The organism is Nonomuraea sp. NPDC004186, assembly GCF_053603495.1.
This window is the reverse complement of record NZ_JBSGFQ010000002.1, coordinates 236,765-260,367: the sequence shown is the minus strand read 5'-3', so window position 1 is coordinate 260,367 and position 23,603 is coordinate 236,765. Positions and strand designations below refer to the sequence as shown.

Sequence of the window (23,603 nt, the reverse complement as noted above, 5' to 3'; positions counted from 1 at the left end):
CATAAGAACACGTTATCTGATTTCTCGATGACGTGGCTTGTTACTCGCGGGTCACAAAGAAGCCCTATAGCCCCATGTCTGTGGCGTTACAGCCGTATGTCGCGACTTATCAGGATAGGTGGGCACTGGACAGATATTAGAATCTGTTCTAGTTTGCGATTCGGCTGACCGAGCGCTTGGTGGAGACTCCGGATGGCGGCGAACACGCTGGCGGCCCTGCTCCGTGCACGGGCCGACGACGATCGACCTGGGCTGATGTTCGAGGACACGACGTGGTCATGGCGCGAGCACGTGGCTGCCTGCCGCGCCGCCGGGGCCTGGCTGTCCGGGCGCGGCGCGGGATTGCACGTGGGGGTGCTCAGCGAGAACGTTCCAGGGCTGGTGTTCCTCGTGGGCGGGGCGGCGCTGTCCGGGCACGTGGTCGTCGCGCTGAACCCGACCCGCTCGGTCGACGAGCTGATCCGCGACGCCCGCGCCACGGACGTGGACCTGATCCTGGCGGACACCCCCTACGCGGGGCTGGCCGGGCCGCTGTCCGAGGCGCTGGGGGTGGAGGTGCTGCCCCTGCCGGACGCCTCGTCGTCCCCCACGGACGCCGCGTCCGGCGAGGATGCCGCGCCCGAGGATCTCGTGATGCTGATCTTCACCTCGGGCACCTCTGGCCGCCCGCGCGCCGTGCGGATCACGCAGCGCAAGATGGCCGTCCCCGGGTTGAGCCTGGGGGCGCTGCTCACGCCGTCCGACGTCGTGTACTGCTCGATGCCGCTGTTCCACTCCGGAGCGCTCATGGCCGCCTACGCCCCGGCCGTGGTGTCGGGGGCGGCGCTGGCGCTGCGGCGGCGGTTCTCGGCGTCGGGGCTGCTGCCCGACATCAGACGGTACGGCGCCACGTACCTGCACTATGTGGGCAAAGCGCTCTCCTACGTCCTGGCCACCCCCGAGCGCCCCGACGACGCCGACAACCCGCTCAGGATCGCGTTCGGGAACGAGGGCAGCGCGGTGGCGACGAGGAGGTTCGGGGAGCGGTTCGGGTGCCGGGTGATCGACGCCTTCGGCTCCACGGAGACGGCCATCTCGCTCACCCCCGACCCGTCCGGGCCGCCGGGGTGCCTGGGGCGGCTGCCCGAGGGCATCCTGATCCTCGACCCCTTCACCGGCCGTCCCTGCCCGCCGGGCCGGATCGAGGACGGCCGCCTGCTCAACCCGGACGAAGCCGTCGGCGAACTGGTCAACGTGCGCGGGCGGGGGCTGTTCGACGGCTACTACAACGACCCCGAGGCGGACGCCGAGCGGGTCAGGGACGGCGCGTTCTGGTCGGGCGACCTGGCGTACGCGGACGGGGACGGCTACGTGTTCTTCGCGGGCCGTGGCACCGAACGCCTGCGCGTGGACGGCGAGAACCTGGCGGTCGCGCCCATCGAGGCGGCGCTGAGGGAGTTCGCGGGGGTGGTCGAGGCGGCCGTCTACCCGGTGCCCGACCCGGCGGCGGGCGACCAGGTCATGGCGGCGCTGGTGCTGGAGGGGGCCTTCGACCCGGAGGCGTTCACGGCGTTCCTGGCGGCGCGCCGCGATCTGGGTGCCAAGTCCTTACCCCGATATATCCGCCTTTCTGATCACTTGCCCCAGACGCCCTCCCACAAGGTCATCAAGCGGGTCCTCGCCCGCGAGGGCTGGCGTACCGCAGACCCGGTCTGGATGCGGTCGGGCTCCGGCCTCCGGCCGCTGACCGACTCGGACGTCAAGGGGATCGAGGAGGAGTTCGTACGGCACGGCAGGCAACACCTCTTGGAGACGTGAATGGACTTCAACCTGGACGAAACCCAGCAGGACCTGCGGAAGCTGGCGGCCGAGGTGCTCGCCAGGGAAGGGGACGAGGAGCGGCTGCGGCAGGCCGGGCTCATGAGCGTGTGCGTGCCGGAGGGGGCCGGGGGAGCCGGGCTCGGGCCCGTGGAGATGGCCGTGGTGCTGCGGGAGGTGGGAGCGCGGGCGGCGCCGGTGCCCGCACTGCCCGCGCTGGTGAGCACGCTGACCCTGGCCCGCTATGGCACCCTTGACCAGCAACGCCGCGAGAACGGGATGACCCTCGCGCTCCGCGAGCCCGGCAGGGCACTGGCCGACCCGCCTTCGACGGCCGCCGGGGCCGTGGACGGCGGCTGGGCGCTGACCGGGCGCAAGGTCTCGGTGCCGTACCCCGGCGACCTGGTGCTCGTCACCGCCGACGAGGGGCTGTTCCTGGTGGAGTCGCCGGCCACGACCCCCGAGTACACCTCCACCGGCGAGCCCGCCGCCACGATCGTGCTCGACGGAACTCCGGCCGAGCGGGTCGCGGGGACCGACGCGGTCACCGGGGCCCGGCGGCTGTTCATGGCGGCGGTGGCGGCCCAGGCGAGTGGCGTGCTGGCGGGCGCGCTGGAGCTGACCACCGAGTACATCAGGACGAGGAAGCAGTTCGGCCGGGCGCTGGCCGAGTTCCAGGCCGTGACCATGCAGATCGCGGACGTCTACATCGCCGCGCGGGCCCTGGACGTGGCCATGTGGTCGGCGGTCTGGCGCCTGGCCGAGGACCTGCCGGCCGACGAGGACCTGGCGCTGGCCGCGTACCACGTCAGCGAGGCCTGGAAGGCCCTCTACACCTGCCAGCACCTGCACGGCGGCCTCGGGCTGGACGTCACGTACCCGCTGCACCGCTATTTCGCGCAGGCCAAGCACCTGTCCCACCTGCTCGGCGGCGCCGACGCCCAGCTCGACCTGATCGGAGCGCTCCTCTGATGCTGATCGACCTGACCCCAGCCCAGCGCGCCCTGCGCGACGAGCTGCGCGAGTACTTCCAGGGCTGCCTCACCGACGAGGACCGCAGGAAGATCGCGGAAGACCCGTTCGGCGGGGCGTACATGGAGCACTGCCGCCGCCTCGGCCGCGACGGCAAGCTCGGCCTCGGCTGGCCCAAGGAGTACGGGGGAGGCGGCTACGGCCCCCTGGAGCAGCAGATCTTCGCCAACGAGATAGCCAGGGCGGGCGTTCCGTACCCGATCATCACGGTGCAGACCGTGGGGCCCACGCTCATGCAGTACGGCACCCAGGAGCAGAAGGACCTCTTCCTGCCCCGCATCCTCGCCGGCGAGTGCCACTTCGCCATCGGCTACAGCGAGCCCGAGGCCGGCACCGACCTGGCCTCCCTGCGCACCATGGCGGTGCTCGACGGCGACCACTACGTCGTCAACGGCCAGAAGGTCTTCACCAGCGGCGCGCACTACGCCCAGTACATCTGGCTGGCCGCCCGCACGAACCCCGAGGCCAAGAAGCACAAGGGCATCACCATGATGATCGCCTCCACGGACGACCCCGGCTTCTCCTGGACGCCGATCGTCACCATGGACGGCCGCCACCACACGAACGCGACCTACTACAGCGACGTACGCGTGCCCGTGGACATGGTGGTCGGCGAGGTGGACCGGGGCTGGGACCTGATCGTCAACCAGCTCAACCACGAACGCGTCACCCTCGGCCCGGCCGGGAACCTCGGTCAGACCTACGACCGCTTTCTCGCCTGGGCCCGCCGCACCGGGGTGGCGGACAATCCGGACGTTCGGCGGGCGCTGGCCAGGGTGTGGGGCTTCTTCCGCACCAACGAGCTCCTGAACTGGCAGGTCGCCGCGAACATGGACCTCGGCTGGCTCGGCGCCCCCGACGCGTCGGCCACCAAGATCTACGGCTCCGAGCGCATGCAGGAGGTCGGCAGGATCGTCGGCGACATCCTGGCCAGGTACGGGGACCCGTCGGATCCGGAGACGGCCGAGCTGCTCGAACGTACCGATCACGGGGTGAAGGGTGCGGTGGTGCTGACGTTCGGCGGCGGGGTGAACGAGGTGCAGCGGGAGCTGATCGCCATGCTCGGCCTGAACCTGCCGAGGCCGCCGCGATGACCCCTCCACTGAGTGACGAGGAGCTGCACGAGCTCGCGGGCAAGCAGGCGGCGCTGGGCGAGGTGCGCGGGACCCCGGCGCAGGACCCGGTGAACGGCCCCATGATCCGGCACTGGCTGGACGCCATGGGCGACGAGAACCCGGCGTACCTGGAGAAAGGGGTCGCCCCGCCCGCGATGGCCCAGGTGTGGACGATGCCGGGGGTGCGCCGGTCGGCGAAGGACCGTTCGGCGGTGGACGACATGATGGCCGCGCTCGACGCGAGCGGCTACACGGGCGTCGTGGCGACGAACTGCGAGCAGACCTATCACCGGTACGCGCGGGTCGGCGAGCGGCTCACCCCGGCCACCCGATTCTCGGACCTGGCCGGGCCCAAGCGGACGGCGCTGGGGGTCGGCTTCTTCGCCACCTGGAAGGTCACCTGGTACGGCGAGGACGACGTGCCGGTCGCCGAAATGCTCTTCCGAGTCCTGAAATTTCGCCCACGCACCAAGGCGGCTCCCGCCGCCGACCGGCCGGCGTACCCGCTCCAACCGGCGATCAACCAGGACACCGCGTTCTTCTGGGAAGGCGTACGGGAAAGGGAGTTGCGCATCCAGACCTGCGCCGACTGCGGCCACCACCGCCACCCGCCCGGCCCTCTATGCCCGCAATGCCGCTCGGCCAACAGCTCCCACCTGGTCGCGAGCGGCCACGGAACCCTCTACAGCTACGTCGTGCACCACCACCCGCCGGTGCCGGGCCGGGAGACGCCGTTCGTCGTCGGCGTGGTGGAGCTGCCGGAGGGGGTACGGATCGTCGGCAACGTCGTGGACTGTCCGATCGAGGAGGTGGCCGTCGGCATGCCGTTGCGCGTGACGTACCGGCCGATGGACGACCAGCTCGTCCTGCCGATGTGGGCTCCTTCGAAGGAGGACGCGTGATGCGTACCGAGATCGGGTCCGCGCTGCCGGAGCTGGCCATCGACCTCACCCCCACCTTCGTCGTCTCCACGGCGCTGGCCACCATGGACTTCACGCCGGTGCACCACGACGTCGACAAGGCCCGCGCCCAGGGTTCGAAGGACATCTTCCTCAACATCCTGACCACCATGGGCCTGGTCGAGCGGTACGTCACCGACTGGGCCGGGCCCGAGGCCGTCATCGAGCGGGTCGCCGTCAAGCTGGGCGTCCCGGCGTACGCGGGGGACCGGCTGTGCTTCAACGGGACGGTCGTGTCGCGCGAGGAGGGCCGGTTGACGGTCGAGGTACGCGGCAAGGTGAGCCTGGGCGACCACGCCACCGGGACCGTCACCTTCGCCCTGGCCGAGGAGGGAAAGCCGTGTTGAGCGGGCGTACTGCCGTCGCGGGCATCGGTGCCACCGAGTTCAGCAAGAAGTCGGGGCGTTCGGAGCTGCGGCTGGCAGCGGAGGCCGTACTGGCGGCGCTGGACGACGCCGGGCTCTCACCCGGCGACGTGGACGGCATGGTGACCTACACCCAGGACTCCAACCAGGAGATCGCCGTCGCGAGGGAGGCGGGGATCGGAGACCTGACGTTCTTCTCGCGGGTCGAGTACGGCGGCGGCGCGGCCTGTGGGACCGTGGCGCACGCCGCCATGGCCGTGGCCACGGGGATGGCGCGGACGGTCGTCTGCTACCGCGCCTTCAACGAACGCTCCGGCCGCCGCTTCGGCCAGCCGAACAGCCGCCTGACCGGCGAGCCCACCTCCCAGGGGCTGGAGATGAGCTGGCACGTGCCGTACGGGCTGATGACGCCGGCGGCCTGGGTGGCGATGTTCGCCCGCCGGTACATGCACACGTACGGCGCGACCTCGGAGGACTTCGGCCGGGTGGCGGTGGCCATGCGCCGCCACGCCGCCACCAACCCCGCCGCCTGGTTCTACCGGCGCCCCATCACGTTGGAGGAGCACCAGGCGTCCAGATGGATCGTCGAGCCGCTGCACCTGCTCGACTGCTGCCAGGAGAGCGACGGCGGCGTGGCCCTGGTGGTCACCTCGGCCGAACGGGCCCGCGACCTCCGCAGATCACCCGCCCTGGTCACGGCCGCGGCCCAGGGCGCGGGATCGGGCCAGATGATGATGACCAGCTACTACCGCGACGACATGACCGGCCTCCCCGAGATCGCCGTGGTAGCCCGCCAGCTCTGGGACATGTCCGGTTTATCGCCAAAAGACATCCAGACCGCAATCCTGTACGACCACTTCACCCCGTTCGTCCTGGCCCAACTGGAAGAGCTCGGCTTCTGCGCCCGAGGCGAGGCCCCTGACTTCCTCCGGGACGGCACGATCGAACTGGACGGCCGCCTGCCCGTGAACCCCCACGGAGGCCAACTGGGGGAGGCCTACATCCACGGCATGAACGGCATCGCGGAAGCCGTCCGCCAGATCCGAGGCACAGCCGCCAACCAACTCCCAGCCGTCCGAAACGTCCTGGTAACCGCCGGCACCGGCGTACCCACCAGCGGCCTGATCCTCTCCTCCGACTCGTAGGCGTGTAGGTGGGCCGGGGCTCACCCACCCGTGACCCGGTTACCGGTCTGGCCTGCTGGAGCCCACCGAAACCCCTGCTCGCTCCGCTCGCCGGTCACCTCACCCGTTGACCGGCGAAGCGGCGGGCCGACTGACCCGTTGACCGGCGAAGCGGTGGGCGGAGTGACGCTCACCCCGACCGACGTACCGCGGGCCATGCCGCCGACTTCAAAAGCACGGTGACATACCCTCGACTGGAAGGAAGACCAGGCGCGCTTCCGAAATTCCGGATGCGGTGGCGTGGACCGGATCAGGCGGAACGGGCTGATCACAGGTGCCGCCCACGATCAGCGCGAGCACGCTGATCTCGCCGAGCCGCCTGGTCACGTGCCAGAACCGGGCCGAGGCGAGAAAGATTTCCAGTCGACCTGTCGATTTCATGGCTCGCCGTTCGTCTTACTGCGCGACCAACCTGGTAGCGACGAGGAGGAAACGATGAAGTACGTCATGCTGATCTTTCAGGGCGCCGCGCTTGAGGGACAGGCCACGTTGTCCGAGGAGGAGCGGAAGCAGGTCTACGCCGACTACCAAGGGATCAATCAGACGCCGGGCGTCACCCCAGGGGTGCCGATGGGCCTGCCCGAGAACGCGACCACCGTGCGGGTCGAAGGCGGCAAGACCCTGACGACGGACGGCCCGTTCGTCGGGATGAAGGAGGCCCTGGGCGGCTGGTTCATCCTCGAGGCCGACAACCTCGACGCGGCCATCGAGCTGGCCGCCCGTCACCCTGCGGCACGCTACGGTGGCGCCATCGAGATCCGTCCCTCAGAGGTGTACTGGTCGAAGGAAACCTCCTGACGACGGACGGCCCGTTCGTCGGGATGAAGGTGGCCGTAGGCGGCTGGTTCATCCTCGAGCCCGACGACCTCGACGCGGCCATCGAGATCCACCCCTTGGACGTGCATTGGTAGTGACGCTAGAACAGGTCTTCCGCGAGGAATGGGGCCGTGTCCTAGCCACCTTGATCGGCTTCCTCGGCGACTTCGACGTCGCCGAGGAAGCCGCGCAGGAGGCGTTCGCGATCGCCGCCGACCGGTGGGGACGCGACGGGGTCCCGAGCAACCCGCGCGCCTGGCTGATGACGACGGCTCGGAACCGAGCGACGGATCGCATCCGCCGCGACCGGGCCCTCACGACCAAATTCGGCCTGCTCGTCGCCGGCAATCGTACGGAGGTGCCGATGAACGCCACGACGTTTCCCGACGAGCGCCTGGAACTCATCTTCACCTGCTGTCACCCGGCGCTCGCGATCGAGGCGCAGGTGGTGCTCACCCTGCGCACCCTTGGCGGGCTCAGCACCGACGAGATCGCCCGTGCCTTCCTGGTGCCGGAGCGCACGATGGCGCAGCGGCTGGTGCGGGCCAAGCGCAAGATCAAAGCAGCGGGGATCCCCTTTCGCGTGCCACCGGTTCACCTGCTCCGCGAGCGGCTCGACGCCGTTCTCGCCGTCGTCTACCTGATCTTCAACGAGGGCTACGGCGGCCGCGACGAGCTGGCGGCGGAGGCGCTCTGGTTGGGACGCGCGCTGACCGAACTGCTTCCGGACGACCCCGAGGTTCATGGGCTGCTGGCGATGATGCTCTTGCACGACTCCCGTCGCGAGGCGCGGTTCAGCGACGGCGAGCTCGTGCTGCTCGACGATCAGGACCGGTCACGCTGGAACAACGAGCAGATCGCCGCCGGGCGCGCGGAGCTCGACCGGGCGATCGCCCTGCGCGGCCGCGGGCCCTATGTCCTGCAGGCCGCCATCGCTTCGTTGCACGCCGAGGTGCCGTGCGACTGGGCGCAGATCGCGGCCCTGTACGGCCGGCTCGCCCGCCTGACCGGCTCGCCGATCGTGGAGCTCAACCGCGCCATCGCGATCGCCGAGGCCGAAGGCCCCGAGGCCGGTCTGCGCATCGTCGACCAACTCGGTCTTGACGACTTCCGCTACCTGCACTCGACCAGGGCCGAACTCTTGCGACGCCTCGGGCGCACCGACGAGGCGCGTGACGCCTATCGACGTGCGAGACAACTCACCGACGACGGCGCCGAACGGCGCTTCCTCGAACGCCGGCTTACGGAACTGGCAGGCAGGACAGGCTCGGGTTAGTCGTTGGAGCATGTGTCCCGAGTGGGTTGGAACTTCGGCGCAACTTACTTGACGGCCGGTTAGTAGCCTTGCTTACCTTACGACAGGTAAGCAAGGAAAGGATCATCGCCATGCCCGTCAAGCAGACCCACACCTTGGACGTGCCCGGTGCCCGCCTCCACTACCAGGTGCGCGGGCAAGGGCCCGCGCTCCTGCTGATCCCTGGGAGCAACGGCGACGCCGACCTGTTCGACGCCGTCGCGGACCTACTCGCCCCTCGTTACGCCGTCATCACCTACGACCGGCGAGGGTTCTCCAGAAGCACCGTCAACGGATCATTCGACAACAGCGCCTGGGGCGATACCCACGTCGACGACGCGCGTCGCTTACTACGGGCGGTTGCAAGGGGACCGGCGCAGGTCTTCGGCAGCAGCGCGGGCGCGGTCATCGGACTCGCTCTGATCAGCCAGAGCCCTGACCTGGTCACCAGGCTGATCGCCCATGAGCCGCCCCTGGCGGAGGTGCTGGCCGATGCACCCAGGTGGCGGACGTTCTTCCAGGAGGTGTACGACACCTACCGACGGGACGGCGCGGAGCCGGCGATGCGGATGTTCATGACGGGTATCGGCCTGGACGCGCTCCAGCGGCCGGCTCACATCGACCCCGAACTGATCCACCGCCTGTCGGCCAACATCGGCTTCTTCCTTGACCACGAAGTACGGCAGGCACCCGGTCATCGTCCCGATCTGGTGACCCTCGACGCCCAGCGGGAGCGGATCGTGATGGCCGGCGGCCGGGACTCCCGTCAGCACTTCGCCTACCGCCCCAGCCTTGCCCTGGCCGACCGCTGGGGGAAACACGTGATCGATTTCCCGGGCGACCATACCGGCTACTGGTCCCAGCCCGCCGAGTTTGCCGCCACCCTCATCAACGTCCTAACCAGAGCGACGACCTAGTGGCCCACCCACTCTCGAAAGTAATTCCGTCTGTGTGAATACCCAGCGCAACCAGCAGGCGCCATACGTCGGTGGACGGATCACGCTGAAGGACAGGGCGTGACCGGAGCGGGCCGCCCACTCCTGGGGGACTGTGGTTCGGCATCGCGGTCGATCGGCTCGGTCTTCGCATGAGCAGGCCTACACGCTGTGGGAGCAGGAGACCGCCAATCGCCGAGCATGCGCCACCGCATCCGCCCGTCCCTTCAAGGCATCGCGTCGAGGACCTCTGATGCTCTTGTCGCTCCCTTTGTCGTAGTTCTTGAAGGCGTCCGAGTCCGTGGCCTGTCGCAGCTTCTCGATCTCGAGCTTGCTGCTGCCGCCCTGAGCTCCTCCGAATGGCTGAAAGTGCAGCAGGAGCCGCAGGTCAAATGATGGGTGTGAAAACGCGAGCTCGATCCCAGCCTCTGCGGCCGTCTTGACCGCCCGCGGTTTGTCCTCCCACTGATCAGGGCCGAAGCGTTCTCGGCTGGTGGGCGCCTGCGGGGCATGACGCGGCGGTGGTTGAGGGGCACCCCGGGGGGCGAATGACAAACGCGACCCCCGATGATCGTCGGTTGTCTACGCCAGTCGCAGCGATCCTCAACGATCGCACCGACGAAACCGGACACGGCCGCCGCGAGATCCGCCGCGTGAGGATCTGCACCGCCCGCCCCGCACCTGCCCTTCCCCACGCCACTTGGCCATCCAGGTCAAATGCCGCCGCACCGACCACAAGACTGGCAAAACCACCATCGTGACGATCTACGCCGTCACCAGCCTCCCACTGGGCCGGATCACCCACGCTCAACTCTTCGCGCTGATCCGCGGCCACTGAGCATCGAAGCCCTGCACCACATCCGCGACGTCACCTACCGCGAAGACGCCTCCCGCATCCGGACGGGCAGCGCACCCCGAATCATGGCCGGCCTCCGCAACCTGGCAATCGGCCTGGCCCGCCTGACCGGCTGGAGCAACATCGCCGCCGCCACCGACCACTACCGCAGCCATCCCGGCCTTCGGCTACTCGGTTTCACAACATGAGAACGCGTGAGCTCCGACTTCTCGCCCAGTACTCCAGTGACACTTCGCGATCATGGTTCGGATGTGCGGACAGCGGCGTGAAGCGTCGATACCGGGACGAGATCTCCGCCTGCGATGATCATCCGGCCTGGCCCCGTTTTCGAGGAAGACGACCGCATGAGGCTTGGGCGCTTGCCCTGACGATCACGTCCGTTGCCGTGATCGTCCCACCGTCAGCCGTAGCCGAGGCTCGCCTCGACCCTGTCGCCGCACTGCGCCGCCAACTCGCGAGCGGCGACGGCGTGACGTTCTCGAACGTCCTGGTCTCCACATCCTGGGATGGAGAGCCGCTGACTTTTCGGCGGTCAGGGGCCCATGAACTGGCCGACGGTGAGGTCATCGCAAGCGAGATCCTCGATCTTAAGGATGGCAAGGACCGCGAGCGCCTTATTGTCTTCCCGGGTGGTCGACAGCGGCCTCGAGCTCAATGCCCATGCGGAACCTGACGACCTGTCGCTCATGAGAAACCCGATCGCCGGCGCCTTACCCCTTCGTATCCGCGGTGGCTGTTGGACGCATCCTGAACGCGGCGATCACTGCGAGGACGGCGATCACGGCCATGGCCAGAAAGACATCGGAATAGGCAGCACCGTCTTGCCCGGTATGGAGGGGATTGAAGGCATCAGCGACGGTTTGCTGCCGCGCGGTCACCAGCACGCCGAGGAGAGCGGGGCCGGTGCCTGCGCCGAGGAACTGGGCTCCTTGCAGGATTCCGAGCCCGACGCCGGCCTGGCCGGGCGGAAGCGCACTCGCAGCCGCGCTGATGATCGGGGTCAACACGAAGAAGAAGCCGACACTGAGTCCGAGGATCCCGAGCCCTGCGGGGATCACCGAACTGCCTCCCGCGAAGGTCGAGAGGAACAGGGAGAACAGCCCTACGGCCACCAGCCCCGGCAGCACGAGCAGTCGGGTGGCGATGCGGTCGGCGAGGCGACCGATCAACGGTGAGAGGGCGGCGACCGCGACTCCGGCCGGGATCATCATCAGGGCACCCGCGCCCGGTTCGAGACCGTTGACGTCGACCACGAGCAGCGGAACGAACACCATGCCACCCAGATTGACGACCATGGCCAGGAACGCGACGACGACCGCGGCCCGGTAGATCGGGCTGGTGAACAGTGCGGGCGGGACGAACGGATCCGCGAGGCGGACCGTGCGCCACCCGAACAGCACGAACGCCGCCACAGCCACCGCTAGGCTGCCCCAGGACGACGGGGTCGCGACACCGGCGGCCTGTGCCTGGGTGATCCCGAACAGGATGAGCCCGGCGCCGAGTCCGAGCAGGATGCCACCCGGAAGATCGAAGCGGCCCGCGCCGGCCGGGCGCTCGCCTGGTAGCACGCGCCACGCCGCGGGAACCAGCGCCAGCGCGACCACGAGCATCATCCAGAACAGTGCGGGCCAGCCGACGAACTGGCCGATCCCGCCACCGATGGCCGGTCCTGCGGCGGTGCCGATCCCTGTGGCCGCGGACACGACGCCGATCCCCATCCCTCGCTTGTCCTCAGGCATCAGCCTGGTGACGGCGATGATCGACAGCACGGGCAACCCAGCCGCGCCCACCCCCATCACGATCCGTCCGAGCACGAGCACCAGGAGCCCCGGCGCAAGCGCGGAGATCAGGCTCCCCGCGGCGTAAGTCACCAAAGCGAAGCAGAACAGACGCCGCAGACTGACCCGGTCAGAGATGCGGCCGTAGAACGGGATGCCGACCGAGAACATCAGCAGGAAACCGGTGACAACCCAGGCGAGCTCGGCCTCCGAAGCCCCGAACTCCTCGCCGATCGAGGGGAGCATCAGATTGACCATGTCACTGGCGATGACCGTGGCGAGCATCGCCGGCGTCAACACAGCCAGCAGTGTCGGCGCGGAACCAGTTCGTCCTGTTCTGGTCGATGCGGCTGTCATTCAGCGTCCCTCCGCGTGGCCATTACTGCCACCAGATTGGTTACAGTTAAGATGAAGAGAAACGGCGGAGACGTCCTCTCCGCCGTTATCCAGCTACCGGTGCCGTGTCGCCGGTTTTCGCTCTTCGGTCAGCACCTGATGGACCAGGTGGGCGATGGTCGTCTGAGCCAGTCGCTCCTGCATGGCCTGTTCGGCCTCCCGGAACTCCGTCTCAAGGAGGGTCTGCATGTGGCGGCCGACCTCGCACGCGTCGCTGGGTGGATGGGCGTGCCGCGACAGGACCGGCCCTGCCTCTACGGCGACATGCGCGTCGTAGAGCGTGATCTCACGAGCGGGACGAGCGAGCGACCATCCGCCCCCGCGACCTTCCGTCGACCACACCAGACCCGCATCCCGCAGGCTGCCGAGGATGCGTCGCACGAGTACGGGATTGCTCGCCAGACTGTCGGCGATCTCGGTCGAGGTCAGCGAGCGATCCCAGCGACCCAACATCGTGAGCGCATGAATCGCGACAGCACTCCTACTGCTGAGGCTCACTGCTCTCACCCTTCGGTCGACATCCGCCATACTGCAACCAAGCTAGTTGCGGTATGGCCGTCCGTCAATCCCGGGCGTCTCCACGATCTTCGGATGGGCGATCGGATTTTCACCCGCCCCCGAACCGGGAGCCCAGGGTTCTGTTCATGCTGCGCAAAGATTTTTACAGGACCGAATCTGCGTGGAGACAGCCGCCGCGGTGGCCCGCCTCGCCGAACGGTTCGGGGCGGCCCCGGCGTCATACTCGGTTGCAGTCCTTCGACGACTGTGAGGTGAACGATGCCGGGCACCGTGCTCCGTCACGCTTTTCACGTTCCTGCTCCGCCGCCCGCGGTGCTCGCGCACCTCAGCGAGCCGTCGAACTACGTCGGCTTGTCGCCGCTCGTGGTGGCGGTACGCGACGTTCGCCGGGAGCCCGGCGAGACGCGGTTCGTGGCCGTGGAGCGGTTCCGCTTCTTCGGCCTGGTGAAGTACGACAACCTGATCGAGGTGACGTTACGCGCCATCGAGGAAGGTATCGAGGGCGAGGTGGACAGCCCGGGCGGAGTGCGGCTCGGCTACCGGTTCGGGCTGACCGCGGACGGCATGGGGACCGCGGTCGAGGACGTGCTGACGGTGCACGCGACACTGGGGCCGGTGCTGCGGTACGCCGCCCGCAAGGCCCGCCAGGTGCAAGCCGCCCGCGCGGACATCCTCGTCGGCCGAGCCCCACGACTGACGTGAACGGCTGGTCGCGTCAGGTCTCCGGTTTGAGCTCCTGAAGGATGGCCTGACCGGCCGCGCGGTGTTCGGCGGCCGTGGGCGGGTCGCTCTCGTCGAGGACCGCGGCGATCCCCTCGTGGGCCAGGGCCTCCGCGTGCCGGTATCCCAGTTTCGGGGCCAGCTCCAGCGCCTGCCGGTGCAGGCGCAGGGCCTCCTCGGGCAGGCCCGCCAGCCGGCAGGTCTCGGCGTAGCCGTTGAGGAAATGGATCTTCCAATGCTCCTCGAACAGCTCGTCCAGCAGCGCGAACGCCTGACGGTGGCTCGCGAGCGCCTCCTCGTACCGGCCCATCTGCCGCAGCGCCACGCCCATGCAGTTGAGGCACCACGCCTCGTTGTGCTTGTGGCCGTCCTCGCGGGCCAGCGTCAGCGCCTGTTCCAGGTGCTCCAGCGCCTCGCCGGGCGCCTCGGGGGCGATGGCCACGCCGAGGGTGATCCTGGCCGTCAGCGTGGGCGGCCACGCGGGGTCGGCGTGCGGCATGTCCAGTGCCACGCGGGCCAGCCGCGCCGCTTCCTCGTGGTGTCCCAGCTGCAGCATCGCCCAGGCCTCGTACGCGGTCGCATGGACCGTGCCCATCGGGCAGCCGGCGTCCGCGTACAGCTTGCCGGCCAGCCGGAAGAGGTCGAGCGGCTCCTCGACGTAGCCCTCGTCCCACCTCAGGTAGCCGCGGCGCATGGTCAGCTCGGCCTCCGACCTGGTGTCCCCGGTCTGGGACACCAGCGGCGCCGCCGCCTCGTACGCGGCCTCCGCCTCCGCCATCCGGCCCGCGTTGTACCGGGCGAAACCCAGGTCGCTGTGCGCCTCGGCCAGCTGTACCGGATCGCCCAGGCGCTGCGCGGCCACCAGCGACCGCTCGAACAGGACGTTGAGGTGCGTCGTGCCGCAGCGCCGCGCGAAGAACGCCCGCATGAAGCGCGGCAGCTCGCACACGTGCGCGTCGGCTCCGGCCGCGACGGCAGCCTCGAAGACGGCCATCAGGTTGGTGTACTCGGTGGCGAACCAGTAGAGGGCCGCGTGCTTGCCGGCGAACCGCGGCAGCTCGGCCGGGGGCCGGCCCGCGGAGACCTCCCGGACGGGAGACAGGTACGACATCGCGGCGTCACCGGCGGCCGCCGCGTGCACGTAGTAGTCGAGCACCCGGCCCAGCGCCTGCTCCAGGTCCGCCGGTGAGTCCTGCTCGGCGGCGGCCCGGCGCGCGTGCTGGCGCACCAGGTCGTGCAGGCGGTAGCGGCCGGCCGCCGGCTGCTGGACCAGGTGCGCGTCGAGCAGGTCCTCCAGCATCGCCCGGGCGCTGCGCAGCGGTATGTCCGCCAGCGCCGCCGCCACGTACTCGTCGAAGGTCGAGCCGGGCATCAGGCCCAGCAACCGGAAGAAGCGGCGCTGCGTCCGGTCCAGCTGCCGTACGGACATCGCGAACGCCGTGTCGAACTCGGTGGCCCCCTCCGCCATCCGCTCGACGAGGATGCCCACGGTCCAGCCCGGCCGGTGCCGCAGCCGGGCCGCGGCCAGCCGCAGGGCCAGCGGCAGCTGGCCGCACAGCCGTACCACCTCGGCGGCGGACTCCGGGTCGCGGGCCAGCCGGCTGTCGGGCCCGCCCGGGTCGCCGCTGGCGCGGGCCAGCAGCTCGGCGCTCTCCTGCGGGGTCAGCACGTCCAGCGACACCGGGGGCACCTCGTCCAGGCCCAGCAGCCGGTTGCGACTGGTGATCAGGGCCACGGAGGGACCGGCGCCGGGCAGCAGCGGGCGGACCTGGTCGGCGTCGGCGACGTTGTCGAGGACCACGACGGCCCGCCGGTGGGCCAGCTCGGAGCGCCAGCAGGCGGCCAGCGGCTCGATGCCGCCCTCCTGCGGGATCTTCTCCGAGGGGACGTCGAGGGCGGCGAGCAGGGCCCGCAGCGCGGGATCGGGACCGAGCGGCTCCCGGCCGGCGGTGAACCCGTGCAGGTCCAGGTAGAGCTGCGCGTCGGGGTAGTCGGCGCCGAGCCGGTGCGCGGCGTGCACCGCCAGGCAGGTCTTGCCGACGCCCGCCATGCCGTCGATGGCGACCACTCGGCTGCTGTCCACGCCGGCGAGCACGGCGGCGAGCTGGGCTTCGCGTCCGGTGAAGTCGGGCACGTCGCGCGGCAGGTCGTTGCGGGGCGGGCGCGGAGCTCCGGCGGGTGGCGACGGGGGCTGGACCTGGCGGCTGGTCTTCGGGGGAGCCGGCAGGGGGTTGGAGGCCCGTTCCCACAGGGGGCGCAGCGGGCGGGGGTCACGTTTGAGGAGGCGGCAGAGCGCGACCACGGCGGGCCAGGGCGGCAACGTCTGGCCGCTGAGGTAGCGCGACAGTGACGACGAGCTGAGGCCGGCGTCCCGGGCCAGGGCCCGCACGCCGCGCTCCGACAGCTCCTGGAGCAGGCGCAGGCGGGCGGCCAGCTCGTCTTTCGGGTCGGCCTTCGCTGCCTTCTGGTGCACAGCCACCGTTCCCTGTCTTTCTGTCCCACACCGGCGGAAACTTCTCGAAGGCGATCACCGCTGGTCAGAGGCACATCAACTGTCCCAGAGTGTCCCATGGACGTCGTCATCGTAGCCCTCCACAGGCTGTCATGGAGTCACGCCCCCGAGGGAACGGGGCACAGACCTGAAAGAGGAAAACCCGATGCAGTCCCGTATGCAGAACCCCGCCGTCATCCTGTCCGGCGCGATGCAGCCCATTCAGGACATCTTCAAGGCCGTGCACTCCGGCGGGGTCGAGGGGCAGACGCTGGAGCTGGTGCACCTGCGGGTCAGCCAGATCAACGGCTGCAGCGCCTGCGTGGACGGCGGCGTCAAGACGGCCCGCAAGGCCGGGGTGAGCGAGGAGAAGCTGGCCACGGTCGCCGCGTGGCGGGAGACCCCGTACTTCACCGATGAGGAGCGGGCGGCGCTCGCGCTGGCCGAGGCCGCCACCCGGCTGGCCGACCGCGCCGACGCGGTCAACGACGAGGTCTGGGACAGCGCCGCCACCTACTTCGACGAGAAGCAGCTGGCCGCGATCGTCCTGATGATCGGCGTCACCAACATGTTCAACCGGCTCAACGCCACCACCCGGCAGATCGCCGGCGCGTGGGGGTAGGGCACGCCGGTCCCCGGGCGACATCCACTGATCCGTCGCCCGGGGCCACCCAGCAAGACAGATGACTCGCAGACAAGGACATTCTCACCATGAGCGAAACGAAGAAGGCCACCAAGAGCACCGCGGCCGCCGGCAAGTTCGACGGGTTCACCGACGACGAGCGAGCCGCGATGAAGGAGCACGCCCAGGAGCTGAAGAAGGCCGCGCGCCGCGGTTCGGGCGCGAAGGCCGACACGGAGCGGGACGTGCTCGAGAAGATCGCCGAGATGGCGGAGGCGGACCGGGTCATCGCCGAGCGGATCCACGCCATCGTCAAGGCCGACGCCCCGTCCCTGACGGCGAAGCTCTGGTACGGGCAGCCCGCCTACGCGAAGGACGGCAAGATCGTCTGCTTCTTCCAGCCCGCCCAGAAGTTCAAGACGAGGTACGCGACCCTCGGCTTCAACGACCCGGCGAACCTCGACGACGGCACCATGTGGCCGACCGCCTTCGCACTGACGGAGCTGACCGCCGACGACGAGGCGAGGATCAGCGCGCTCGTGAAGCGGGCGGCGAGCTGAGGACTCGTGTCGGCGCGAAGGGGATGCGCGTCACGTCCGACGATCGGCTCGACGGGGTCAGTTGCCGAGCCGATACGACGACGCACCTCACGGGTGGAGGAACGCGGGCATCGAGAAGAAGACGATCATGGCGATCGCCACGCAGATCAGGAACCCGACGACCTCCCAGGCCCAGTCGAAGTGCCGGTCCTGGCGGCGGCGGGGCTTCTCGGGCCGGGCCGTGTACGCCGGGCGCTTCTTGGGCACCGGACGGGCGCGGACCGGGCGCGGGGCCAGGAGAGAGGGCTCCGGGGCCAGCGAGGCGAAGGTCCCTTGGGGTTCCTCGTCAGGTGGAGCAGGGGTTCTCCTGCTCGATGAGGAGGAGGGCCTGGGGAGGGTGGGGGGCTTCGGGGGCGCCTTGTCGTACAGGGGCAGGCGGTAGACCGGTTCGGCGGGCCTCGTGGGCTCGGCCGGCTTGGGGGTGCGCCTGGCCGGCTCGGAGGACTTGGCGGGCTTGGTGCGCCTGGCCGACTTGGGGCGGGGGCGGAAGAGGGGCGCCGCGTCGCGGGCCGGCTCGTTCGTCCGCGGCGGCTGCTGGAGCGGGCGGGCGGGGCCCTTGTGCACCAGTACGTCGGGGTGCGGGTCCCTGGGGGCCAGGATGTCGCCGTCATCGTCGTCCGAGAACGGCCTCGGGACATCTCTGGGCAGGATCACGTCGCCGGTCGCGAAGGGCTCAGGGGTGTCCCTGGGTAAGATCACGTCGCCGGTCGCGAAGGGCTCCAGACCGCCGAAAGGCTCGTCGGGCGGGTCCTGGAAGAACGGATGGATGTAAGGCGGCACTGGGGTCCTCCCTGCGAAGGGTGGAGCTGTGTGTGGTGTGCCGGGCTGGTCGGGCCGTGCGCCGTCCACCGCCGCCAGAGGATCTCTGAGAGACGGGGTGGGGCCCAGCGGATCGTGCAGACGCTGGGCGGAGGCCAACGGGTCCCTGAGGGGGGAGCGGGCGGTCGAGGCCGTGCCGTCTCCGAAGAAGGAGACCGGGCTCGAGGTCCGGCCCTCTCCGAAGAACGAGCGTGGCGTTGAGGACGGGGCTTCTCCGAAGGGGACGTGCGAGGCCGGGAATTCTCCGCGGCGCGGTGCGGACTCCGGGGAGTTGTTCAGTGCGGGCATCGGGGCCGTGGTGGCGGCGTGCTCGGGCACCTGCGACGGTGACGGCGGCGTCAGCAGCTCGGCCGGGAAGATGACCGTGCTGGTCGCCGGGTCCCCGTCAGCCAGGGGCTGGGGCCACATCGGCGGGCTGGGCCAGCGGGGCTTGACGAAGAGAGGGCCGGGGCTGGCGGAACGGGAGCCCGCGAAGTGGATGCGGAGGGCTCCGGGCGGCTGCGCCCAGGGGAGGCGGCCGATGATGTCGGCGAGCGGGGCCACGCCCAGGGCGCCGTACACGTCCGCCACCGGCTTGGGTACGCGGACCCCGGTGGAGGACAGCGCCGTCACCAAGGCGTGCCGGAAGTGGTGGGCCGCCCCTACCGCCAGTTCCTCGGCGGTGTCGGGGGCGACGTCGAGTACCCACGCCAGCTCCGCCTTGCTCATCCCGCAGACCGCGCACAGCACCAGCACTTCACGCTGGTGTGGTCGCAGTTCGCGGAAGGTGCGCTCGACGAGGGCGGAGGCGGGGTCGATCAGCGGATCGATGGAGGGGGGCGCGAAGACGATGTCCCGCCGGTGGATCTCGCGGCGGGCGAACGCGTAGAGAGCGGCGCGAGGCGCTTCGGCGGCGGAGGGAACGCCGGCGACGCTGGAGAACAAGGTCACCAGTACGTCGGACGCGGAGCCTAGGTCGCCGAGCTGGTCAGCGCAGTACGCGAACAGCCCAGCGGCATGGCGGTCGTAGAGCTCTGCGATCAACTCGGCGCGTCGGCGCTGATCGGTGAGCGGCTGAGACACGGGGCCGGATCCTCTTGCTGTGAGCGGACGCTGAGGGTGAGGGGTGCGGGGCTGAAGTTCGTGAATTTCGTTCGGGGTGTTCGTCAGGACTTTGTGGAGGTATAGGTCAGAAGTTCGTGGAGGTAATCATGCCAAGACACCACGGTCCGGCGCACTACCACTTCAACATTTGGGGTAAATATCCAGCTCAACTGAAGCGTTTCAGCTGGATCCCAGGACGACACGGTGGTCCGGATCGCCGTAGTCTGTGCTGCGATAGATCATGCGGCGGTCGTGGCACGGGGGCTGCGGCCCCTGCCACAGAAGCCTGAAGCGAGAGTTCGCGCGTGATCACATTCGACGCTGTCACCAAACGCTACCCAGACGGAACGGTCGCCGTGGACCGTCTCGACCTCGAGGCGCCCACGGGAGAGATCACCGTGCTCGTCGGCCCCTCGGGCTGCGGAAAAACCACATCCCTCCGGATGATCAACCGGATGATCGACGCCTCCGAGGGCCAGATCCTCCTCGACGGCACGCCGGTGCAGGGCATCGACCCGCCGACGCTGCGGCGCGGTATCGGGTACGTCATCCAGCAGGCCGGCCTGTTCCCGCACCGCAAGATCGTGGACAACATCGCCACGGTCCCGTACCTGCTCGGCTGGGACAAGAAGAAGGCCCGCGCCAGAGCCATGGAGCTGCTCGAACGGGTGGGCCTCGACCCGGCGCTGGCCGGTCGCTACCCCTTCCAGCTCTCGGGCGGGCAGCAGCAGCGCGTGGGCGTGGCCAGGGCGCTGGCCGCCGACCCGCCCGTGCTGCTCATGGACGAGCCGTTCAGCGCGGTCGACCCCATCGTGCGCACGAGCCTGCAGGACGAGCTGCTCAGGCTCCAGTCCGAGCTGAACAAGACCATCGTGTTCGTCACGCACGACATCGACGAGGCCATCAAGCTGGGCGACCGCGTGGCGGTGCTGCGGGTGGGCGGCAAGCTGGCGCAGCTCGCCGCTCCCAAGACGCTGCTGTCCGAGCCGGCCGACGACTTCGTGAAGGAGTTCCTGGGGCACGACCGGGGGATCCGGCGGCTGCAGTTCATCTCGACGGGCGGGCTGCGGCTGCGTACCGACCTGACCGACACCGCGGACGATCCGTGGCGGCTGGTCATGGAGGACGGCAGGCCGACCGGGTGGGTCTCCCGGGAGCGGCCCGACGAGCTGGAGCCGTACGGGACGTTCGTGTACGGGCGCGACTCCATGCGCACGGCCCTCGACGCGGCGCTGCTGTCGCCGTCCGGCTGCGCGGTGGCCGTGGACGAGCAGGGCAAGGTCGTCGGCGTGGCCACCAGGGAGACGCTCGACAAGGCGCTCGCGGAGGCGGCAGATGGCTGACGGCCCTCCTTCCATATGGGAATGGATCGGGCGTAACTGGGATACCGGCCGGGTCGACAGCATCAAGAACCTGCTCCTCGACCACCTGACCATGTCCCTCGTGCCGATCCTGTTCGCGCTGGTCGTCGCGCTGCCGCTGGGGCTGGCCTGCGTGCGCTGGCGCTGGCTCTACCAGCCGACCGCCGGCTTCATGAACGTTGTCTACGCGCTCCCCTCACTGCCGGTCTTCATGCTGCTGATCTCGGTGACCGGGCTGTCGCAGACCACGGTGATCATCCCGCTGACCTTCTACGGCATGGCCGTGCTGATCCCGGCCGTCGTGGACGGGCTCGGCTCGGTGCCCGACCACGTGCGGCAGTCGGCGATCGCGATGGGCTTCACGCCGCTGCGCAGGCTGCTCGCGGTTGAGCTGCCGATCGCCGTCCCGGTGGTGCTGGCGGGCCTGCGGGTGGTCGCGGTCTCCAGCATCAGCCTGGTCAGCGTGGGTGCGCTGATCGGGCAGGGCGGGCTCGGCGGGCTGTTCACGCGGGCGTACCAGAACCCGTTCATGCCGCCGGTGATCGTCGGGATCGTGCTGATCGTGGCGCTGGCGCTGGTCGCCGACGGGCTGCTGGTGCTGGCGCAGCGGCTGCTCACTCCATGGGTACGGGCCCGAAGGGGGCAGGGATCGTGAGCTGGCTCACCGACTTCTTCGGCTGGCTGGCCGACTTCTTCGGCAACGGCGCCAACTGGTCCGGCCCCGACGGCATCCCCATGCGCCTGCTGGAGCACCTGGAGTTCTCGGCCCTGGCGCTGGTCCTGGCCGTGGTGATCGCGGTGCCGCTGGGGCTGCTGATCGGCCACACGGGCCGGGGCGAGGTGCTGGTCGCCGTCACCGCGAACCTGGCCAGGGCGCTGCCCACGCTGGGCCTGCTGGTGATGTTCGTGCTGCTGCTCGGCACGGCGTCGAGCCTGCCGGTGATCGTCCCGCTGGTGCTGCTGTCGGTGCCGCCGATCCTGGTGAACACGTTCGAGGGCATCAAGGGCGTCGATCCCGAGTTGCGCGACGCCGCGTACGGGATGGGGCTGCGCGGCGGGCAGGTGCTCGGGCGGGTGCTCGTCCCGGTCGCGCTGCCGCTGATCCTGCTGGGGTGCCGGCTGTCGGCGATCCAGGTCGTGGCCACCACCACCGTCGCCGCGTACACCGGGCTCGGTGGTCTGGGGCGGTTCGTGATCGACGGTTTCGCGACGAAGGATTACGCGAGCGTCGTCGGCGGTTCAGTACTGATTGTGCTGTTTGCCCTGATGGTCCAGATATTGTTCACGCTTGCCCAGAGGGTGACGGTATCCCCGGGCGTGAGCCAGCGGCTGAAGGTCCGATAGTCTCCTGTATTACCTCCCGCTTAGAAGGGAAAAGCAAGATGGGACGCAAGTACGGCATCGCCGGGGTGTTCGTTTCGGCGATGCTCGCGCTGGCCGCCTGTGGCGGTGGCGGCGGTGGCAACACTGGAGGCAACCCGCTCGACACCTCGAGCGCGGCCCCCAGCGGTTCGGCTTCGAGCGGGGGCGGGGGCAAGGCCGTCATCGGATCCTTCGACTTCGACGAGAGCGTGCTGCTCGGGTCGATCTACGCCCAGGCGCTGCAGGCCAAGGGCGTGCAGGTCGAGGAGAAGCCGCGCATCGGCAGCCGCGAGGTCGTGATCGACCAGGTCAAGAGCGGTGGCCTGACCATCGTGCCCGAGTACAACGGCAACCTGCTGGCCTTCGTCGACCTCAAGAACACGGCCGCGACCACCGACGAGGTCAACGCCGCGCTGAAGGAGAAGCTCCCCGCCGAGCTGGAGGTGCTCGACTCCTCCCCGGCCGAGGACAAGGACAGCTTGTCCATCTCCAAGGACACCCAGACCAAGCAGTCGCTGAACACCATGGAGGACCTGGCCAAGGTCTCCAAGGACTTCGTCGTCGGCGGCCCGCCCGAGTTCAAGAAGCGGTGGGAGGCGCGGTTCAAGGAGGTCTACGGGATCGAGTTCAAGCAGTGGAAGCCCACGGGCCCGACCACCGCTGACGCGATCAAGGACGGCACGATCCAGGTCGGCAACGTCTTCACCACCGACCCCAAGATGACGGCCAACAACCTGGTGCCGCTGCAGGACCCCAAGAACATCTTCCCCGCCCAGAACGTGACGCCGCTCCTCAACAAGGCGGCCGCGAACGACACGATCAAGACCACGCTGAACGCCGTCTCGGCGAAGCTCACCACGCAGTCCCTCCTGGACATGATGCAGAAGATCTCCGTCAACAAGGACGAGCCCGGCACCGTGGCCAAGGAATGGCTGACCGCCAACAGCCTCGGCTGACGCCGTTTTCCGGTGCGGGTCCCCGCCGTCCGGGGGCCCGCACCGCTAGGTTCGTGCCGTGAGCGAGTTCACGGAGGCGATGGCGCAGCTCGCGGCCGGGGTGGCCGTGGTGACCGTACGCGATGGGCGCGACGACCTGGGCACCACGGTGTCGGCGCTGATGTCCGTCTCGCTGGAGCCCCCGCTCCTCCTGGTGAGCCTGGCCAGCGGCGGCTACCTCAACGAGGTCCTGCTCCGGCAGGACCGCTGGGCGGCCTCGCTCCTGTCGTCCGGCCAGGCGGCCATCGCCAGCCGCTTCGCCACCGCCGGCCGGCCCAGCGCCCGGCTGCTGCTGGCGGGCACGCCGCATCACCGGGGAACGCACTCGGACGCGCTGGTGGTGGAGGGCGGGGTGGCCGCCCTGGAGGCCGAGACCACCAAAGTGGTCCCGGCCGGGGATCACACCCTCTTCATCGCCACCGTCCTCGCGGTCCCCTACGTCGAGGCCGCTCTCCAGCCTCTGGTACGGCTCCGCTCCCGCTACCGTCCGATCGGATCGTGAGCG

The 23,603-nt window shown here is 69.5% G+C and carries 23 protein-coding genes; 18 read left to right on the top strand and 5 right to left on the bottom strand.

Translation table 11 applies throughout. The features are described from left to right. Positions 1–192 precede the first annotated feature (192 nt). From ACWEPL_RS02795 to ACWEPL_RS02755, 9 genes are all read left to right on the top strand, one after another. Entirely contained in the window at positions 193–1,797 is a 1,605-nt protein-coding gene (locus tag ACWEPL_RS02795; RefSeq protein WP_452434866.1) for an AMP-binding protein, read from the top strand. Further along, entirely contained in the window at positions 1,798–2,769 is a 972-nt protein-coding gene (locus ACWEPL_RS02790; protein WP_452434865.1) for an acyl-CoA dehydrogenase family protein, read from the top strand. Then, complete coding sequence (locus tag ACWEPL_RS02785) at positions 2,769–3,923, top strand: acyl-CoA dehydrogenase family protein (RefSeq protein ID WP_452434864.1); 1,155 nt, start codon at positions 2,769–2,771, stop codon at positions 3,921–3,923. Before ACWEPL_RS02790 ends, ACWEPL_RS02785 begins: the two co-directional genes overlap by 1 nt. Beyond that, positions 3,920–4,846, top strand: coding sequence for a bifunctional MaoC family dehydratase N-terminal/OB-fold nucleic acid binding domain-containing protein (locus tag ACWEPL_RS02780; protein WP_452434862.1), 927 nt, complete (start codon positions 3,920–3,922; stop codon positions 4,844–4,846). Before ACWEPL_RS02785 ends, ACWEPL_RS02780 begins: the two co-directional genes overlap by 4 nt. Next, positions 4,846–5,250, top strand: coding sequence for a MaoC family dehydratase (locus ACWEPL_RS02775; RefSeq protein ID WP_363976441.1), 405 nt, complete (start codon positions 4,846–4,848; stop codon positions 5,248–5,250). Before ACWEPL_RS02780 ends, ACWEPL_RS02775 begins: the two co-directional genes overlap by 1 nt. Then, positions 5,247–6,413 (top strand): lipid-transfer protein, encoded by a 1,167-nt coding sequence (locus ACWEPL_RS02770; RefSeq protein WP_452434861.1) that lies wholly within the window; start codon positions 5,247–5,249, stop codon positions 6,411–6,413. The genes ACWEPL_RS02775 and ACWEPL_RS02770 overlap by 4 nt, the downstream gene beginning before the upstream one ends. Positions 6,414–6,692: 279 nt before the next feature. Then, positions 6,693–7,250: a YciI family protein gene (locus ACWEPL_RS02765; RefSeq protein WP_452434859.1), complete on the top strand. Its 558-nt coding sequence runs from the start codon at positions 6,693–6,695 to the stop codon at positions 7,248–7,250. A gap of 112 nt (positions 7,251–7,362) precedes the next feature. Then, the gene (locus ACWEPL_RS02760; protein WP_452434857.1) at positions 7,363–8,544 is read left to right on the top strand and encodes an RNA polymerase sigma factor; all 1,182 of its coding nucleotides are present in this window, start codon (positions 7,363–7,365) and stop codon (positions 8,542–8,544) included. 110 nt (positions 8,545–8,654) lie between these two features. Continuing rightward, positions 8,655–9,479, top strand: coding sequence for an alpha/beta fold hydrolase (locus tag ACWEPL_RS02755; RefSeq protein ID WP_452434854.1), 825 nt, complete (start codon positions 8,655–8,657; stop codon positions 9,477–9,479). Between the two features lie 180 nt (positions 9,480–9,659). Here the strand turns inward: ACWEPL_RS02755 and ACWEPL_RS02750 are convergent, their stop codons facing one another. Further along, entirely contained in the window at positions 9,660–10,052 is a 393-nt protein-coding gene (locus ACWEPL_RS02750) for an RloB domain-containing protein (RefSeq protein ID WP_452434853.1), read from the bottom strand. Positions 10,053–10,197: 145 nt separating this feature from the next. Here ACWEPL_RS02750 and ACWEPL_RS02745 point away from each other — a divergent pair, with 145 nt between their 5' ends. Further along, positions 10,198–10,335 carry a hypothetical protein gene (locus ACWEPL_RS02745; RefSeq protein WP_452434851.1) on the top strand — a complete coding sequence of 46 codons (138 nt, stop codon included), beginning with the start codon at positions 10,198–10,200 and terminating at the stop codon, positions 10,333–10,335. A 728-nt stretch (positions 10,336–11,063) separates the two neighbouring features. Here the strand turns inward: ACWEPL_RS02745 and ACWEPL_RS02740 are convergent. Together ACWEPL_RS02740 and ACWEPL_RS02735 are read right to left on the bottom strand one after the other, a co-directional pair. Continuing rightward, positions 11,064–12,431, bottom strand: a complete 1,368-nt coding sequence (locus tag ACWEPL_RS02740; protein WP_452434850.1) for an MFS transporter — start codon at positions 12,429–12,431, stop codon at positions 11,064–11,066. A 150-nt stretch (positions 12,432–12,581) separates the two neighbouring features. Then, positions 12,582–13,025, bottom strand: coding sequence for an Rrf2 family transcriptional regulator (locus tag ACWEPL_RS02735; RefSeq protein WP_363976421.1), 444 nt, complete (start codon positions 13,023–13,025; stop codon positions 12,582–12,584). Between the two features lie 279 nt (positions 13,026–13,304). Between ACWEPL_RS02735 and ACWEPL_RS02730 the strand changes: the two genes are divergently transcribed. Next, the gene (locus ACWEPL_RS02730) at positions 13,305–13,748 is read left to right on the top strand and encodes an SRPBCC family protein (RefSeq protein WP_452434848.1); all 444 of its coding nucleotides are present in this window, start codon (positions 13,305–13,307) and stop codon (positions 13,746–13,748) included. 13 nt (positions 13,749–13,761) lie between these two features. On the opposite strand, the gene ACWEPL_RS02725 is transcribed toward ACWEPL_RS02730, so the two are convergent. After that, positions 13,762–16,239: a tetratricopeptide repeat protein gene (locus ACWEPL_RS02725; RefSeq protein WP_452434847.1), complete on the bottom strand. Its 2,478-nt coding sequence runs from the start codon at positions 16,237–16,239 to the stop codon at positions 13,762–13,764. Positions 16,240–16,423: 184 nt separating this feature from the next. Between ACWEPL_RS02725 and ACWEPL_RS02720 the strand changes: the two genes are divergently transcribed. Next, positions 16,424–16,879: a carboxymuconolactone decarboxylase family protein gene (locus ACWEPL_RS02720; protein WP_350729440.1), complete on the top strand. Its 456-nt coding sequence runs from the start codon at positions 16,424–16,426 to the stop codon at positions 16,877–16,879. Between the two features lie 89 nt (positions 16,880–16,968). Continuing rightward, complete coding sequence (locus ACWEPL_RS02715) at positions 16,969–17,439, top strand: iron chaperone (protein WP_350729441.1); 471 nt, start codon at positions 16,969–16,971, stop codon at positions 17,437–17,439. A gap of 87 nt (positions 17,440–17,526) precedes the next feature. On the opposite strand, the gene ACWEPL_RS02710 is transcribed toward ACWEPL_RS02715, so the two are convergent. Continuing rightward, positions 17,527–19,359: a hypothetical protein gene (locus ACWEPL_RS02710; RefSeq protein ID WP_452434846.1), complete on the bottom strand. Its 1,833-nt coding sequence runs from the start codon at positions 19,357–19,359 to the stop codon at positions 17,527–17,529. Between the two features lie 326 nt (positions 19,360–19,685). On the opposite strand from ACWEPL_RS02710, the gene ACWEPL_RS02705 reads away from it, so the two are divergent. From ACWEPL_RS02705 to ACWEPL_RS02685, 5 genes are read left to right on the top strand one after another with little or no spacing between them, the layout of a single operon-like run. Beyond that, a complete protein-coding gene (locus tag ACWEPL_RS02705; protein WP_350729444.1) occupies positions 19,686–20,723 on the top strand; it encodes an ABC transporter ATP-binding protein in 1,038 nt (345 codons plus the stop codon). After that, positions 20,716–21,396: an ABC transporter permease gene (locus tag ACWEPL_RS02700; RefSeq protein ID WP_350729446.1), complete on the top strand. Its 681-nt coding sequence runs from the start codon at positions 20,716–20,718 to the stop codon at positions 21,394–21,396. The genes ACWEPL_RS02705 and ACWEPL_RS02700 overlap by 8 nt, the downstream gene beginning before the upstream one ends. Then, a complete protein-coding gene (locus ACWEPL_RS02695; protein ID WP_355205310.1) occupies positions 21,393–22,085 on the top strand; it encodes an ABC transporter permease in 693 nt (230 codons plus the stop codon). Before ACWEPL_RS02700 ends, ACWEPL_RS02695 begins: the two co-directional genes overlap by 4 nt. Before the next feature lie 38 nt (positions 22,086–22,123). Continuing rightward, positions 22,124–23,059, top strand: coding sequence for an ABC transporter substrate-binding protein (locus ACWEPL_RS02690; RefSeq protein ID WP_363976402.1), 936 nt, complete (start codon positions 22,124–22,126; stop codon positions 23,057–23,059). Between the two features lie 58 nt (positions 23,060–23,117). Further along, complete coding sequence (locus ACWEPL_RS02685; RefSeq protein WP_363976399.1) at positions 23,118–23,600, top strand: flavin reductase family protein; 483 nt, start codon at positions 23,118–23,120, stop codon at positions 23,598–23,600. Positions 23,601–23,603: the final 3 nt, after the last annotated feature.